Raw genomic sequence first — 15,626 nt, 5'->3', positions numbered from 1 at the left:
AAAACAAAAGTTGTATAAGTAAAACTATTGTTGTACTTTTATGATGTCGCAAATGAAGAGTGTTATGTTTGATCCTGAATTTTATCCTTGTAGTAAAGAAGCCTGGGAGGCGATGAATGTTGATTGTTACGGAAAAAGGGTTCTTGATCCGTCGGCAGGGAAAGGGAATATTTTAAGATATGCTTTCGCTTCAGGGGCTTATTCTGTTGAAGGCATTGAAAAAAACGACGAGCTCCGTGCCCTGTTATCCACAAAATATCCTGTAATCGGTTCTGATTGGTTCCAGGCAACATCAGAAAGCATTAGCCATGTGCAGATGATACTTATGAACCCACCCTATTCAAATGCAGATCAACACATCTTACATGCGTGGAATATTGCGCCGGAAGGGTGCGAAATCGTTTCCCAATGCAACGCAGAAACCATCAACAACCCGTACAGTCAAAAGCGCAAAGAGCTTAAATCGTTGATTGCAAGCTATGGGGGTGTGGAGCATTACGACGGGGCTTACAAACGAGCTGAGCGAGTAACGGATGTGTCGATTGCGATTATCAGGTTATTCAAGCCGGTATCTGCGAGCAATGAAGCCTTTGAAGGATTCTACTACGATATGCCGGAACTGAACGATGTCTCCGGTGTGATCCGTTACAACGAAATTCAAGCGCTAGTCAATAATTATACAGGCGCAGTGCGGTGTTTTGATAAATTCGCCGACGTGGGAAACGAACTAAATGGAATATGTAAGGCGGTGGGGTTTGGTACCCACGGAGGTTTTAATTACAAGGTGTCAAGCACTGATATCGATGACAGGGGGCATGATAAGGGCGAGATAGTCGACAAAGCCACATTTGCCAGAACCCTGCAGAAGAAGTGCTGGAAGATTGTTTTCGCAAAGTTTGATCTTGAAAAATACCTGACAAGAGGAGTGATGTCAAAGGTGAACGAATACGTTGAAAGTCGATTGAATTACCCATTCACCATGAAAAATATTTTTCGGATGGTAGAGACGATCGTGGGAACTTCCGGGGAGAATATGGAAAAAGCTATTGTCGAGGCCGTAGACAACTTTACAATGTATACTGATGAGAACAGATTCAACTTGCCAGGGTGGAAAACGAACGCAGGTAACCTATTGAACCAGAAATTTATCACGCCCTATATTTGTGAATACCAATATGCTTGGGAAGGGAATAATGGAGTGAAAATAAATACTCACCAGGGCAAATTTTCTCAGATAATTGATCTTGTTAAAGCACTGTGCTTCCTAACTGGTAAGGATTACAACAGAATGCCCCCAATCGGGGATTCTTCATTGCCCCAAGATACCCAGACGGAAATTCTGGAAATGCGGGCTGCTGAAGAGCGACGGACGGGGAAGTATAATCGACAAACCCTTCCATACCCAAAACCATCAGGTTACGGGTATTTTAAGCCCAACACTTGGTACGAGTGGGGCTTCTTTCGGTTTAAAGTTTTCAAGAAAGGGACAGGTCACTTTGAATTCTTGAATATTGAGGATTGGGCAAGGCTAAACCAGGCATACAGCAAAGCAAAGGGTAATCCATTACCTGCTGAGACCTGGAAAGGTTTCGCAAAAAGAAAGTCGAGCAAAGAACCAGTTTGTTAATTCCTTATCTTTGAATTAAACCGCCTTAGCTAAAAATGAGATTTACAGATGCGATACCTCCTAAGGAACTTCTTGAGTTTTTCAAGTCCGATGTCTTTCAGGTGGAGAATGTTTTCGAGACGGAATACAAGCTCGCTCTTGCTGAATTTTACAAGAGATTCGGTGGGGATGCATCTGGCCCAGTAACATCACCTTTTCTGATGCCGTTGTTCCACGATCTAGGAATCCACCCTCACCGGTTCGAACATTCGGATTCAAGTTACAAAGTTGAGTTCTTTTTGCTTGATGATCCGGACAAGCGCGGCCGTTTTGAATTGACAGAGGAGCAAGGCAGGGAAGTGTTGGCGTCTCGGAACAATTACATTGCGTATTTGAAGGAGGAGATTGAGAAAGTGAAAAACGAGGGCGGGGTATCGCTTGGTAGTTTGAAGGGTCAGCTGGAAATTCCGGATGATTTTAATGATTTGCCGATATCGTGACAATTCAAATATTTGATATACCACTATGAGCACACAAGGTGAAGTTTTACAAACCGGATTGCCAATCGATAAAGAGATCTTTGCCTTGTTTAAAGATGGCACAGTGTGCACCGGGTATTTCCAGTGGGAAAGCGGACAAGTTTATTTCTCAGATGATTGCAACGGGCGAATTGAATTGTCAGAGATCGAAAAATGGGTTTTGATCGAAGTCGCTAAGACGAGAGTTTTTGATGATTTTGCAGAAATTCTAACGTTAGGGGTTAATAAATCTGACCTGGTAAACATGGTCGCGGGCACAGTGCCATCAATGAACCACAGCAATAGGCTTTCGGAGTTGGGTTACATGGAGAATGGAGGTGGTGGACACAGCATACCCAACTTCCAGTGGAAAAAATGGAAATTGGAAGAGCTGGATGACGATCAATTGTATCAACTATATCTTTCCATAAAGTGAGGGCATGAACACACATAATATGAAGGCACCAGAAAATCAGTACCACGACAAGTTAGAGCAATGGACAGCCGAAAATCTCGAAAAATGGGCGAACACGGTGCCGACGGAGGACCAGATCGAGGAAACCATCACTTTGATCTATGACAAGCTTAACAAACCAGAAATGAAGTTGTTGAAAAACGCGGCGATCAAGGAAGGTTACGAGGAGGCAATCGACATCCTGGTTGATGATAAAAGGAATTACACAGACATTTCACCGACTTTGCGAACTGTTCAAGGCCGGGCGATTGCGGTTCTTGCGGTGGATTATTTGAATGGAGATTGCACAAGAGAGGTATTGATTGGGGTGCCGGTGAAGACATAAATTAACTTCATTAAATCGTATCCTGGATATTGACTTGTTTACTCAGTATGACAAACTCCCGGTCTAAATATTTATTAGATACGTTGTAAAAGGTGATTTGAAGTAATCCGAGGGACGTTTCAATGTTAACGTGTTTAAAATTTGCCAATTCGAAATCTTCTATCTCTGGTAGTGCGATTGGCATTACTTCTTGTTCTGAAACGGAAATTGAGAGCAGGGGAGAACCGATAAACTCGGCGAGATCATCAGATGAGGCTTGACATCCGGAACGATACAGGTCTTCCGGGTCATTCAGGATTCCAATTTTGATCAGTTGGTCGGAAGTCTGAATCAAGTATCCAATATATTCAGTCGCGCTGAATTTCATAGTCTTGAAGACAGTTCGTTCAATCTTGATGATGGTTTCGGTTCCAGGCATATTACAGTTTAAAAACGATCGACTAAATTATGAACTCTATAACAATACCATTGAAGTTTTTTAATCGAATCACGCGAGAAGAGGTTAAATTGTTGGTTTTACAGGTGTTATTTAAAGATTCACATGTGGACGTCGTATTTAAAGTCGTCAACCGCGGACTTCTTGCGGCGAGTATCGAACAATCCGTCTATTTGGTGTCGCTTCCGTTACCACCAAAAAATCAAAATCTTTCTTATGAGGCCGCTGTAGATCGTATCAGGAGATTAATAACGGAAAAAATTCTTCATAACGATTATAAGATTATTGAAGGAGATTTTGACATCGTATTCTAAAACACTTTCAACCTAAATAATCATATGAACACCACACTATTCCCACTCGAAACACTTGAAAGGATTTTCAATTACGCCCAATTGTACCCGGGTTCGACGCTGGAAGAAGCAGTTTCGGAAGTCTGGGTGCCCGAGATAGTCGAAACTCCCGGAGTGAAGCAGTACTATTACGGGGACGACGACGCGCTGTTTTGCTTTGAAGCGGCAAAGGAGGAAAAGGAAGCAGGAGGTTCGAAATATGCCACGTTCGGGGATTTCTTTGGAGAGTTTCGGCCGGTTATCCGGGAGGAGCAGTTTATTTAAAAATGAGATTCGGATAATATCATTTACACATTTTCATCATGGTAGCAGAAAAGCTTTTACTCAACGTAGGGGACGATATTTACCAAGTCGGTTCCAGAGAGGTTGTCAGAGTGATTACTATTGATAGGGTCACGGATAAATCGGCATTTGCGAATCATTTTAAATTCAAAAGAGAGCACAACGGGAAATATTTGTCTCAGATCGGTGGATCACCTTTTGATGGATCTTTTTTTCTGCCTACTGACGAGTTGAAACAGAAACACCTTCGGACGATAAACTTGCGGGATATCCGGATTTGTAATTTTGAAAAGCTTAACGATTCGCAACTGGAGAGGATTCTGGAAATAATCAACGAATAAAAAAGGACTTATGTCCACAATCTTAATAAATGAAAGAAGAACTAACCACCGCCATGCATGCTGAATTCAAAGTTTCAGAAGAAACTGACAGAAGCCTGCGCGCACTATCCCTGTTGGAAATGGAGCGAGACGGGCTGCCGATAACCGATGACAGGCTCAACGATTATGGTATTACCTTTGAGAAAATGGATGAATACCGGAAACAGTGGGCGCATCTATTTTCGAAAAAAAAATGAAAATTCATTAACTTTAAGTCATGAAGATAAAAGACCCGAGTGAGGCGGTTTTGGAGTTAGAAGACAAGCCAGAAGCTTACCTCTTAAACGATTACGAAGACGCGGCGATCCGGTGGATTACCGAGAATGGTACGCGACAATACTTTCGAAAATTTAAAGGCAAGAAAGAATTCCCCACAGAGCGCAGCAACAGGATTGTGTTTGATGCTATTCTCGGAATGGACGAAATTGAAAAGTCTGCGTACGATTCATTTTGATTTTAATGCCGCGGATCGAAGCTTCTCATAGTATTTTTTCGATTTGTCCATCACTTTAAGAGCCAATTCTTTCCCTTTACTTGTGGACTGGTCAATGGTTCGGTATTCTTCATAATAAGCATGTCCAAGGCCGTGTTCCAGTCCTGAAGCGGCTTGAATTTCCTCGAATAAGTCATCCCCGAGAATTTCTTTTGCATTTGCTTCTTTTGCGTAAATCATCTGCGGTGTATTGATCTGGATTTCTGCAAAAATGTTCTTTTCTAAAAGGACTTGAACAAGAATCCCGCTATATCCCATAGGATCTTTACTTGCTGATTGTTCTTTCACTTTGATTACCTGGAATTCTTCATTGACTTTGTCGAGGATATCCTCAGGAGAAACCAGAGTTGATGAGATAAAGGTATTTCTAATGATGTCGTGAACTTGGGTTATATCGCCGCCGTAGTCCGCATTCGCTTTCTCCACAATTCGACTGATCGATTTCTTGTTCACGTCAGTAACTTTCACTCTCAGTGCTTTCGCAATATCGGTGGATCGTCTCGCAAAAACGTTTTCTTTCGATCTGGTTGCTTTGATGTATGGATCAATTGGATCGCCGGGCAACGTTAATTTTAATCCTCCGGAAAGATGCCCGCCTTTAAAGTTGTCCTGTATAAAATACGGCTGACTTGCTGAGGAAAGAAGTCGTTGCTTATTGTCGTTAATCCAGCTGGTAAGTCCGGCGGGCATTTCCCTAACCTCATTTTTACTGACAAATTCCGAAGTATCTTCCCCATTGAGCATTTTCAACTCCATCTCATTGATCTCCTTCTCCGTGGCCAGAATTGAAATGGCATGACAGCGGCATTGCGGATGCCAGGATCTGAACTTGAATGTTTTTGGGTAGCGGCCTTTTAAACTCTCGCAAACAATGCAAGGGTAGGGGTTATTACTACGCCTAACCTCTATCCCAACAACGAAGTCAAAGTTCTTCCAGCGGGCAAAATCGGACTCCCTGTAAGCCATATTGATCTCCGTACGAGTCAGGCGAAGAGCGTTTTTATACGAGCTTCGGTAAACACCGCGTCCGGGCTTGTAATTCTTGGCATGTTGGGACAATCGCAGCGGCCCGTTCTCTCGCTCCCTTATTCTTCGAAAAAGCTTGTCTGGGTCTTCCAGGTAAGAACGGATATCACGGCTGAGTTGATCAGCTGATCGTCCGTCGGCAATGCCAAGCTCCAAGGCCATTTCTAACTCGGACCGGAATTGCTGGTTCGTGTTCCATACCCGGTCGGATAAGCCGAGTCCGTTTGTCCGTCGCTGCTGGAACTGAACGAGTGCTTCATTGTTTCGTCCCGTTAACCTGGCCAGCGCCCGCTCAGGCATCTTGTCGGTTTTCAGGACACTATTAAGAAACGAGTCGTTTTTGTCGTTGGCAAACTCCCATTCGGAGTTGATGCCATCGGTTATGACAGCTTCGATCTTATCGGATAGGTCACCAAAGAGCTTTTTGACCCGCTGATTTAAGACTGGGAATTTGGAGAACGAGAACGGTTTGCTCGGGTCGTAATTAACAGACAACCCCATACGGATTGCTTCCCGGATTGCAGCAAGGTAAATATTCCGAACCTGTTTGGCGAAAACCTCCGTCCTTTTGAAATGTTCGCCGTCCCAGCCTTCGACTGAAAACTTTGGCATAGTGTGTGTTGTGTGTTTAGACAGAGATCTAAGTCATTGCTTAGATAAACGTCATTTATTCTTAGACGGACGGCTACCACCGATTGCCGACCTTTTGCATTGCCTTCGAGTAATGAATGAAGTTGTAAAACTGACCATAGTCGTGGCAAACATATTTTTTGCCAATCCATCCGAAGTTATCCTCCTTTACATCCCACATGAACTTAGGAATCTCAGTTGGCTTCTTCTTTTTGTAGTTTTGCTTTGTACGTTCCATGACAAGAACGCGTCCGTTTGGGGACATCCATTTCACTGGGGCGAACCAGTCCTTAACCCATGCAAGATCCCCTGTTAATCCGCGTATTTCATTCCACAATAAGTACTCTGTGATATTACAGTTAGTGTTTAATGGCTCGATCTTAATAACATATTTTGGATCTAGGTTGTACTCGTAAACGGATCGATAGCAACCGCTTCCGATCTTTTCGGCAACAAGGCACGTGATGAGATCAGCGGAGACCGACGCAAGTCCAGAAATTGTACATAACTCGGTGATGCTATTTAGATTATTCTCTAATTTCTTTAATTCAGGAGCTGCCACTATTTTTTTATCACTCATAAAACATCAATGTATTTATCGTTAATTGTATCCCCAACCTTGATTTTACCGGCAGAATAAAGCCGGTTCAGCGAGTCTTTTATGCTTCTGTCAAGGTTGATCAAAGTCACATGATGCGGTGTAAGACCGGAATCTTTTCTTTGCTGGATGCAGGCGTTGATTATCTGTAATACGAGATCGTCCATGGCTTAAAAAGTTGGTTCGAGGATGTCTTTCACGTTCTCTTCGGCGTATTCGGCTTTGATCTTGATGAAATCATCACCTGGTTTTTCAGAGAAGCCAGCCAGTTCTACGCTACGCTCCTGAGAAACCAGAGGCTTGCCTCCGTTGGCCGCCACAAGCACTTCGACCTTCGTTTTCTCATCGGAAATAATAAAAGGTGTGATCTCGGTCTCGATTTCCAAATCGTTGATCGAGTCCTTCCACCTCGTATTCATTGCACCGAGGTAGGCCTTAATGATGCTGTATTCGCGGTCAATAATATCCTCGTAAATTTCAGACTCGTCACCAACCTTTAAGTGAGCATCAGCAAGGAGCCATTTGCGGGCTTCTCCGGAAGCTGCGCCCAGGCCCTTAATGTTTTCGAACGAAAGGTCGGGTAGCTGCAATTCAGTAAAGTACATGCGAAGAAGCGTTTCGAATTGGAATTTCACCGATTCGGGCGACTGTTGCCATGATACGTATTCAGCGCCACCGCCGGTATCAGTAGTGAACACTTTGTTCGCTTCGCTCTTGCTCGGCGCACCGGCAAGTTCGCCTTTGATGATAAGTACTGGGGCCGCGTGGTAGGCAATGATGTCACCATTACGGGAAAGCAGCAGTTCAATCTCTGAGACTTTGCCATTGTCGGCATCGTCCCAGATTGGGTTTTTTCGATACCCGTACACAAGGGGGATTTTGCCTATTTGTATCACGGTAGGTGGTGTGTCAACTGTCCATTCGCTGCCAGACTCCTGTCTCCATCGAATGTACTTGTCACTTGTCCAGGTTTCGAAGTATTGTGTTTTCTTGTCGCCATCCTGAATTGCAAACTCCCGGCTGAATGCGATCATATCACCCATTTCATCAAAAAGAGGAAATAAGGTGTCGCCATTTTCTGGGCAGAAGACTGCACATTTGAGTTTGAATGTAGTTTCGAACCCATAAAGGTTGTGCTTCTCCTTGCCCTGAACGACATACCAATAAGTGGCCTGCTCGCACTGCGAAGAGATTATTTTGCACCGTTTTTTATTGAGCGTCTTCCACTTGTTCTTTTTCAAAACTTTTTTCAAAGCTGTGAACTGCTCTTCAATCTGCTTGTCAGTGTCCGCGTCCTCACAAATAGGGTTTGCCGGGATAGTGAACATAAACTCAGACATCCTTTTCACCGCAAGTTTCTGTAAGCCAATCGCCACCCGAGTGATTGGTTCAGTCTTAATGATGTTGTCGTTATTGTCGTAAATCGGTTTGTCCGGATACTTTGCCTTGTCAGCAATAATAGCATGCAACTTTGGCTCGTATTCCTTGACCAATTCCTCCCATTTAGGAACGACAATATTTTTCTTTTTTAATTCGTCAATGATGTCCGTAGTCGACCCTTGAGCAAGAATTTCATTGATGTTTTTCATCTAAAAGCGTTGTGTATAGCGTGTGACTGAGTCTTGGGTGTGTTCAAATGGTAATCAACCGCGTAGGCGATCAAATCCACGTATTCATCGTGTGTTTTGTTTGGGAAACCGCATATTTCGTCAACGAAGTCTTCGTTCCATGTGTCGGTTATCAGGATCACACGGCCGCATTCGATCTTTGGAGACGACGCGGTTAGCCTGGTTTTCTTATCGTCCTTCGGTGTCGGCGTTGTCGTGATGTTGATATCGGTCGTTCTTTTCAGTTGCTGAACAACCGACAACCCCGACGCTTTCGGTTCAATTCGCAATGTACTTTGGTTGGAGTAGCCATTGGCCCGAACCCAATCCGGGACGAATTTGATGAGCTCTGGAAATTCTTTGTAAACCTTAGCCGCTTTGGTGATGTATAAGTCTGCTCCGATTTTGCATGTGGCAATTATGCCAGTTGGGTCATTGTCCTGGTCTTTGTCCGTGTAGGCCGTGTCCATGAAGAAAACTACCGGGTTCTGTGGTGTCCGTATCGACTGAAAGCTGGCGGAGGACATGTATTTGAACCAGGTTGCTTTTACGATGTTCCCGCCTTTCGCAGTCGGCGATTGATCGTACTGACCGGCATAGCCCATAGATCCAAGATCGGTCAGCGCTTCATCCAGAACCGACCTGTTTAAGCGAACAGGATCCAGCAAGCCAGAAATATACTTTGCCCGTACTTCCGCGGGAAGAACTTTTTCACTGTCTTCGGCGGGCAGGTTCAAATGCCGGATCTTTTCGCCCTTCTTTTTGAGAAGATATCCCGTCACGTCTTCCTCATGAAGTCGCTGCATGATGGTAATCACTGGCGTATTGGCTTTATCGACCTTACGCGACGACAAAGTTTTAGTGTGCTCGTTAGCGGCCTTCCTGTCTGCGTCGGATGCGGCCTGGCTTGGATTTAACGGGTCATCACTGATCAGGATGTGCGCATGCTTACCTGTAATCGTACCGCCGGTAGATGTAGTGTAACGGGCGCCGGTGTTTGTGTTCTCATAGGAGGACTTGGCCCCTTTGTCTTTCCGGATCTTTACTTCAGGAAAAAGGCGTTTAAACTTTTCGGAAGTGAGAATATCGCGCGATTTAACCGCATGCTCTATCGACAAGTCCATGGAGTAGGAATTTGTGATAATCCGGATCGTCGGATCCTGAGTCCATAACCATGCAGGCCACATGATCGTTGTCACCGTGGATTTTGTCGTTCCAGGCGGGATGTTTACAATCAGATCGTATGGTTTTGCCTCTCTTCTCACAATGCTTTTAGATAGTTCTTGCAGCTCGTCGCATAGAAATTTAATGTGCCAATTGAATACAGGGGTTTCTTTGATGATCACGTCCCAAAAAGACTGCAAAAACTCGTAAAAAGAATCCCTACATGCTTCACGTTCAATATCATCGAGGAGTTGGTAATACGATATGCTACTTTGTTCTATCAACTTTCCGTGCAATGTCTAAAAGGATGGCTTTCTCTTCGGCTGTAAGCATGCTGATATCCTGTGTCCTCTCTGGTAGAAGGTCTTTTCCTCCCGCTCCTGTTACTTCTTTTTTCTCCGGAGCGTATAGCCCCAAAAGCTTTCTTCTTTCTATGAGCTGGAAGCGTATCTCTGATAAATACCTCGGATCTCCGAACATAATTTCTTCCCTTTCTCCGCGCTCTGCATACGTTGCTTTAATGCGCTTCCTTTCCTCCTTATCGATATCCCTATCGTGAGAAACACCCGCGGGCAGTTCGCCTTTTTGTTTGGAGAATTTTGATTTGTAATCGGTTTTTGACTTTTTCCAGGCCTCCCAAAGCTCAATGATGATATCGTCAATCCGGGTTAGTTCAAGTTGGAGCATGTCATCCACATCTTGAATCCTTTCCTTCTTCCATTCTTTGAGAAGGAAGTCCCGATCGTTGAAAATCGTTTTGGTGCTGGGCGGCCCATCCAAACTCATTTGTTTCATGACAGCCTCGCAGGTTTGCCGGATCGTCATGCCCCTTTTATAGCACTCGGCGACGATCACGCGTCTGGCTTCTGCGATCTGTTTATCTTTTCTTCGTGGGTCGGTCATGGTCAATTATTTAAGCGAGCAGACAAAACCTCTATCCTGCAATTCGCCGTATAGTTTTTCAAGTTCGTTCAGATCGCCACACTCGATGATCAGCTTTTTTGACAGGATCTTTTCAGTGTTGGGTGCTTCTTCTTCGTCGGCTCCAAGATCCGGGATGTCCAGCCCCCAATGTTCGAGTTCTTCAACCTCCCATTCGTTGGCGAGCATATCCCAATCGTGGTTTCCATAGCTGATGTTGTCTTTGATCGATATCGCACGAAGTGTTGCAGGATCAGTTCCTGCAGCGATCACCTTACAGGGTAGTTCTTTTATTCCGAGCTCACTGGCAGCACGGAGCCTCATGTTTCCTGCGATCACCACGAAGATTTTGTCCAGAGGCACAACCAGCAATTCCCGTAATTCAAGCATCTCGGGATCTTCCTGAAGGCTCATTTTAAGCTTTTCGTATTTATCGTCCTTGATAAACCGAGGATTCGCCGGAAGTCCTTCAATTTGTCCCGTGTTGTATTCGAGGAGGTGTATTTTGATCGTCTGTTTCATGAAATCAATTCTCTGTTATAACCACCACCCTCGCAATGTCAATACTTGCGGCTGTTCCCGTTGCCGCGTTACCAGCGATCACCTGCGGACGGATTAAGACAGCGGATGGAACTGTGCTGATAGTTCCGGATGCGGTATCTCCGGTGTTTAGTCTTCTTACCAAATAGGTGGCCGTAGTCGCGCCTGGCTCACAATTGAAGGTCACATCATAAAAATCTGTTTCGGACGTGTTAACTGGGAAGTTTGCGCCCAGATCGATGGCGGTTCCTTGTGACGCATTCGCTCCACGTATTTTCCATGTGACATCGCCTGGATCTGCGTACATGTTGAGCCTGTTCACGAGAGCAGAAGGATCGACTGTATTATCCGCGTCCTCGCCCATGCCTACATAATACCTATGTCCGGCGTTGTACGCTCGAATACCAAAAACTGCACGGAACGAGAATCCCCGAGCGACCTGGAACTGTGCGTTGTTGCCTCGTATCCCTGCTGGTGCGTTTGCGGTCGTCGCTCCTACGTAATTCAGGCGACGCATGCCTGTATAAAAGTTGGTAGTTGCCACACTTCGAGCCGTGGCTGTTCCTTCTGCTGTTACGGCCAGACCAGCAGAGTTTACGGTCGATCCATTACCCTGGGCTTCCCATCCCGCTACCCTTTTGAAGTTTTGGATTTCATTGATGTCAGCGAAATGCTGGGCATTTGTCCGGCTGCTGATGTTACCCGATCCGTCTGCAACCAGAACACCTGCGGGTTTTGTACCCATGGCAGGCAACGCCGACATTTGAATATTCGACTCAAACAGTGCATTACCCGCAAACCGGGATGTTCCAAAGTTTTGAAATCTATGACCAGAGTTGGTTCCAAAAGAAGTCCCAGGGGATTGCAACATCAATTCGTTAGTAATCGGCGCGAATTGAGCAAATAATCCCGACGTCGTTGAAGTATTACTGAACTGCATAGCGCTCGTGCCAGCAGATATAAGCGTGAGTGTTCCCCCTGCATTGATACGGTTGAAATAGCCGTTTAAATACCTGGTTGATATCGTTCCTAAGTCGGAGGTCCCGTTAGATGCAGGCACAAGGTTCGCTGTTGTCGTCGTGCCTGTCAAGGTTCCATTGTTCGCCGATGCCTTTGAATCAAGTTGGGTTTGAATTGATGACGTTACTCCATCAACGTAGCCAATTTCGGTAGAAGATACATTTCCGATCGATGTCGTCGAGGGAAAAGACTGTGTACCAGTAAATGTATTGCCACCGGCTAAATTCGCTTTTAACGCGTCGTTACCATTAAGCTTCTGTATACCTTGAAGCGGGGTGTCGGTGGAAGTGACCGTTCCAGCGCCAGACACATACCCATTTAGGTTGTTTGGGGCCCTGGAATCAATATTCGCCTGGATCGATGTAGTAACGCCATCAAGATAAGATATCTCTGTTGCCGACACCGTCCCAACGGAGAAAGTAGACGGCATTATAATAGTACCTGAAAATGTAGCACCTCCAGCAAGGTTCGCCTTTAGCCCAAGGCCGGTATTTACAGCATTAACATTGGGATACTTGCTCGCATTGGGTGTTAAGTCAGTACTTAGGTTTGATGTAATTTGATAACCAGCGGATGCATGATTTCCCCAGCTATAAGCGGAAAGCCAATTTGTAATGTTTGGCGACGTTATCCCAGCAGCGGGAGACGCGGAAAAAACAGGATCAGTTTCAGATCCGCCACCACTGCCGGAAGTTGACAAACCCCTCCTTGGTGCCCCAATAAACTGACCATGTGTGACATTGGCTGCCAGAAGCAGCAATAGAAGTATCTTTTTCATATTTTAGTGTGTATTTTACAAGCCTGGCACATCATCGCCGAAGCCAACGTAAACATTATAGTCTTCGAACAAGGCCTCGTTGTCGTCGTCGATCTCCACGAGCATCACCGTATTCCAAGAGTTGACCATCAATGGAATGTTACGAATAGCTTCCCCCTGGTAATACCGCGCTTTGATAATCTCAATTTCTTTAACATTTTCCACGTCCTTGGGAACAATCATAATCGAAAAGAATGCTCCCTGGCTTTTGAAGTATGGAAGGTCTGCCGCGACTACCTCTTGTCCATCTGTAATGCGGCCGGCCGCCATAATGGAAGTAACCAAGCCTTTTCGGATTGTCTGGGCCTGTGAAACGGTCGCCATTAACAATAGTGAGAATACTATAATGAGATTTTTCATGTGTGTGTATGGTTAATTGATTGGTAATGGCGAAGCAACTCTTCCTTTGAGGGTGTTGCCATTGACGGCGTTACTGTTGGTAGCGTCGACTTTTACTTCCACGTTGGCGTACCTCACTGCCAACGCATTCACATTGGTTGTCCGATAAATCCCGAACTTCCAGTATCCAATTGTAGTGTGATTATTTCCTATCGGAATGTTTGTTCCCGAATAAACTGGGGTAGGGTTGTTATCAACCCACCAGTCAATCTGACCCACACTTTTATTGTGTCTCGCCCGGACTACGATATTATGCCACGCACCTCTTGATACGGTAATATTGGCTCTGTCCACCGCCCAAGGTCTTCCACCAGAGAATGGGGGGACCAATGTATCCTGACCTCTTGTGAAAAGATTAAGACTTCCCTGCCCCAGTAATTCAATACCCCAGGAAGGACCCCCGCTCGGGACTCCATCGCCAGGATGCCACTGCCCCAACATGCAGTAGAAATCCTGGTTTCCTCCATAGGATATATCTCCACCTGGCTCTATGTAAACAGAATAAGACACCCAGACATCCTGATTGAAGGGGATAGATACCCCCTCTTGATACATTTCTGTACGCTCCTTGTACTGCCCATTCTGAGTATTATTGTTTACAGAGTCTGTGGCCCAGTTTTCAAATCTCCTTATTTCAAACCTATATACCGGGGAAGTTTTATTGGTAGCCCTTCTTATATTGTGGTCTAAATTAGGAGATTGAGCCTTGTAGGACTGCTCCATCGTAGAGCCCTCCCAAAATATCCGAGTTGTGCCACTACTTGCCTTCTCTCCAAAGATAGGTTCAGTGTTAACGGCGTGTGCGATCCTTGGCGCCCACTCCCCGTCAGGAAGTACCTGATAATACCACTGGTTAACCTTCACCCCTCCAGCAATAGCTGCGTCATTATTGGCGAATACCTTTATACTGTCTGAGTTGGTTTCAAAACTACCTGCTACTTTCAATGCAGAGCCCACGTAGGTTGGCCCCTTTGATTGAAAATCGTAATGAGCATCATTGGTTAAGGTTATACCCCGGCCTACGACTGTCCTTCCGTCCGAAAATACTTTTAGGCCTGTTCCGCCGTTCGTGTTTATTTCAAATGCGCCAGATCCACCAGGTGCAAACGCTTCAATGATATTATTCTCGCCCTGAGACTTATATCCAAACCGCGCCTGTGTAGAACCATCCGAACCCCTTGCGAAAGCAATTACGCCAGACTGGCCTGTTACACCGACGATCAGCGGCTTATTTGCCCAAGTATCGGTAAACCTTTGTGTTTTCGACCATGTTTTTATGCCTGCTACTGACTCGTCCCCGGTCGTGCTGACTTTTGCAGCCATCGCTGCTGCCCAGCCTTGAATTTGGCTTTGAAGTACATTCAAAGCATTGTTGTTCCCATCGATCGTTTTATTGGATAGAGCTAAGGCGTTGGTTTCAGTGAGTACACTTGAGTGCAATCTTGCCAGCGGTACCGTTCCGGATTCGAGTGCGGAAGCATTCGTGTTGGCAGGTCCGGTTGCGCCAGTAGGACCGGTAGCCCCCGTGGCTCCCGTATCCCCCTTATCCCCTTTCACCCCAGCTGTTCCGGCAGCCCCAGCGATTCCAGCAGGCCCCGTCGCTCCTGTCAGACCCGTGGGGCCCTGAATCCCTTGCGGGCCGCGTTCCCCTGGATCACCCTTGTCGCCTTTTAACCCTTGAATCCCTTGTGGGCCTTGAATACCCTGAATCCCCGGTGGGCCTTGGCTTCCACCGCCACCCGTACCTGGGCCCCCAGTATGAAGCAAATATCCGTCCCAGTAATACAATACATTATTTCCCTCAGAATGCTCATCTGTCTCCACAACAAATTGCTTCGGGCTTCCAACAAAACATTGACCCTGCATTTCAGCGTAAGAATCAACCCGTACGGCAGTAATTATACGTCCGTCTTTGAGGATCTTCCGGATGTATCCCTCCGGGTTTTGACCTTGAACTTCACCGGCAAGGCCTGAAAGGATCAGGACAAGCCACAAAAGCATTTTTTTCATTTTATATAGCGTGTGTGTTTGTTACT

The 15,626-nt window shown here is 45.6% G+C and carries 19 protein-coding genes; 8 read left to right on the top strand and 11 right to left on the bottom strand.

From position 1 onward, the window contains the following. The first annotated feature begins 64 nt into the window (after positions 1-64). From FBF61_RS22460 to FBF61_RS22445, 4 genes are read left to right on the top strand one after another with little or no spacing between them, the layout of a single operon-like run. On the top strand, positions 65-1,627 hold the full coding sequence (locus tag FBF61_RS22460) for a class I SAM-dependent methyltransferase (RefSeq protein WP_166444587.1): 1,563 nt from the start codon (positions 65-67) through the stop codon (positions 1,625-1,627). Positions 1,628-1,662: 35 nt separating this feature from the next. Further along, on the top strand, positions 1,663-2,106 hold the full coding sequence (locus FBF61_RS22455; RefSeq protein WP_138481608.1) for a hypothetical protein: 444 nt from the start codon (positions 1,663-1,665) through the stop codon (positions 2,104-2,106). 25 nt (positions 2,107-2,131) lie between these two features. Beyond that, positions 2,132-2,560: a hypothetical protein gene (locus FBF61_RS22450; RefSeq protein ID WP_138481606.1), complete on the top strand. Its 429-nt coding sequence runs from the start codon at positions 2,132-2,134 to the stop codon at positions 2,558-2,560. Positions 2,561-2,564: 4 nt separating this feature from the next. Further along, positions 2,565-2,924: a hypothetical protein gene (locus FBF61_RS22445; RefSeq protein ID WP_138481604.1), complete on the top strand. Its 360-nt coding sequence runs from the start codon at positions 2,565-2,567 to the stop codon at positions 2,922-2,924. Positions 2,925-2,934: 10 nt separating this feature from the next. Here the strand turns inward: FBF61_RS22445 and FBF61_RS22440 are convergent, their stop codons facing one another. Beyond that, the gene (locus FBF61_RS22440) at positions 2,935-3,342 is read right to left on the bottom strand and encodes a hypothetical protein (protein ID WP_138481602.1); all 408 of its coding nucleotides are present in this window, start codon (positions 3,340-3,342) and stop codon (positions 2,935-2,937) included. Between the two features lie 356 nt (positions 3,343-3,698). Between FBF61_RS22440 and FBF61_RS22435 the strand changes: the two genes are divergently transcribed. From FBF61_RS22435 to FBF61_RS22420, 4 genes are read left to right on the top strand one after another with little or no spacing between them, the layout of a single operon-like run. Next, entirely contained in the window at positions 3,699-3,977 is a 279-nt protein-coding gene (locus tag FBF61_RS22435; RefSeq protein WP_138481599.1) for a hypothetical protein, read from the top strand. 38 nt (positions 3,978-4,015) lie between these two features. Then, complete coding sequence (locus FBF61_RS22430) at positions 4,016-4,336, top strand: hypothetical protein (RefSeq protein WP_138481597.1); 321 nt, start codon at positions 4,016-4,018, stop codon at positions 4,334-4,336. Between the two features lie 29 nt (positions 4,337-4,365). Beyond that, positions 4,366-4,572 (top strand): hypothetical protein, encoded by a 207-nt coding sequence (locus FBF61_RS22425; RefSeq protein ID WP_138481595.1) that lies wholly within the window; start codon positions 4,366-4,368, stop codon positions 4,570-4,572. 20 nt (positions 4,573-4,592) lie between these two features. Beyond that, a complete protein-coding gene (locus FBF61_RS22420; RefSeq protein ID WP_138481593.1) occupies positions 4,593-4,829 on the top strand; it encodes a hypothetical protein in 237 nt (78 codons plus the stop codon). Here the strand turns inward: FBF61_RS22420 and FBF61_RS22415 are convergent. The 10 genes from FBF61_RS22415 to FBF61_RS35305 form a co-directional block, all read right to left on the bottom strand. Next, positions 4,821-6,506, bottom strand: a complete 1,686-nt coding sequence (locus tag FBF61_RS22415) for a nucleotidyltransferase family protein (RefSeq protein WP_138481591.1) — start codon at positions 6,504-6,506, stop codon at positions 4,821-4,823. The two genes, FBF61_RS22420 and FBF61_RS22415, sit on opposite strands and share 9 nt — an antisense overlap. 73 nt (positions 6,507-6,579) lie before the next feature. After that, the gene (locus FBF61_RS22410) at positions 6,580-7,104 is read right to left on the bottom strand and encodes a hypothetical protein (protein ID WP_138481589.1); all 525 of its coding nucleotides are present in this window, start codon (positions 7,102-7,104) and stop codon (positions 6,580-6,582) included. Further along, positions 7,101-7,289 carry a hypothetical protein gene (locus FBF61_RS22405; RefSeq protein WP_138481587.1) on the bottom strand — a complete coding sequence of 63 codons (189 nt, stop codon included), beginning with the start codon at positions 7,287-7,289 and terminating at the stop codon, positions 7,101-7,103. The genes FBF61_RS22410 and FBF61_RS22405 overlap by 4 nt, the downstream gene beginning before the upstream one ends. 3 nt (positions 7,290-7,292) lie before the next feature. After that, the gene (locus tag FBF61_RS22400; protein WP_138481585.1) at positions 7,293-8,711 is read right to left on the bottom strand and encodes a phage portal protein; all 1,419 of its coding nucleotides are present in this window, start codon (positions 8,709-8,711) and stop codon (positions 7,293-7,295) included. Next, the gene (gene terL, locus FBF61_RS22395) at positions 8,708-10,177 is read right to left on the bottom strand and encodes a phage terminase large subunit (protein ID WP_138481583.1); all 1,470 of its coding nucleotides are present in this window, start codon (positions 10,175-10,177) and stop codon (positions 8,708-8,710) included. Before terL ends, FBF61_RS22400 begins: the two co-directional genes overlap by 4 nt. Continuing rightward, positions 10,161-10,796, bottom strand: a complete 636-nt coding sequence (locus FBF61_RS22390; RefSeq protein WP_138481581.1) for a hypothetical protein — start codon at positions 10,794-10,796, stop codon at positions 10,161-10,163. Before FBF61_RS22390 ends, terL begins: the two co-directional genes overlap by 17 nt. Before the next feature lie 6 nt (positions 10,797-10,802). Then, entirely contained in the window at positions 10,803-11,336 is a 534-nt protein-coding gene (locus tag FBF61_RS22385) for a ParB N-terminal domain-containing protein (RefSeq protein ID WP_138481579.1), read from the bottom strand. Positions 11,337-11,340: 4 nt separating this feature from the next. Further along, positions 11,341-12,804: a hypothetical protein gene (locus FBF61_RS22380; protein WP_138481577.1), complete on the bottom strand. Its 1,464-nt coding sequence runs from the start codon at positions 12,802-12,804 to the stop codon at positions 11,341-11,343. 363 nt (positions 12,805-13,167) lie between these two features. Further along, the gene (locus FBF61_RS22375) at positions 13,168-13,551 is read right to left on the bottom strand and encodes a hypothetical protein (protein ID WP_138481575.1); all 384 of its coding nucleotides are present in this window, start codon (positions 13,549-13,551) and stop codon (positions 13,168-13,170) included. 12 nt (positions 13,552-13,563) lie between these two features. Beyond that, positions 13,564-15,600, bottom strand: a complete 2,037-nt coding sequence (locus FBF61_RS35305) for a heparin lyase I family protein (RefSeq protein ID WP_138481573.1) — start codon at positions 15,598-15,600, stop codon at positions 13,564-13,566. Positions 15,601-15,626 lie beyond the last annotated feature (26 nt).

Origin of the sequence: Dyadobacter bucti, from assembly GCF_005869225.1 — a bacterium.
Classification (GTDB): domain Bacteria; phylum Bacteroidota; class Bacteroidia; order Cytophagales; family Spirosomataceae; genus Dyadobacter; species Dyadobacter bucti.
This window is presented reverse-complemented; position numbering and strand designations above follow the sequence as displayed.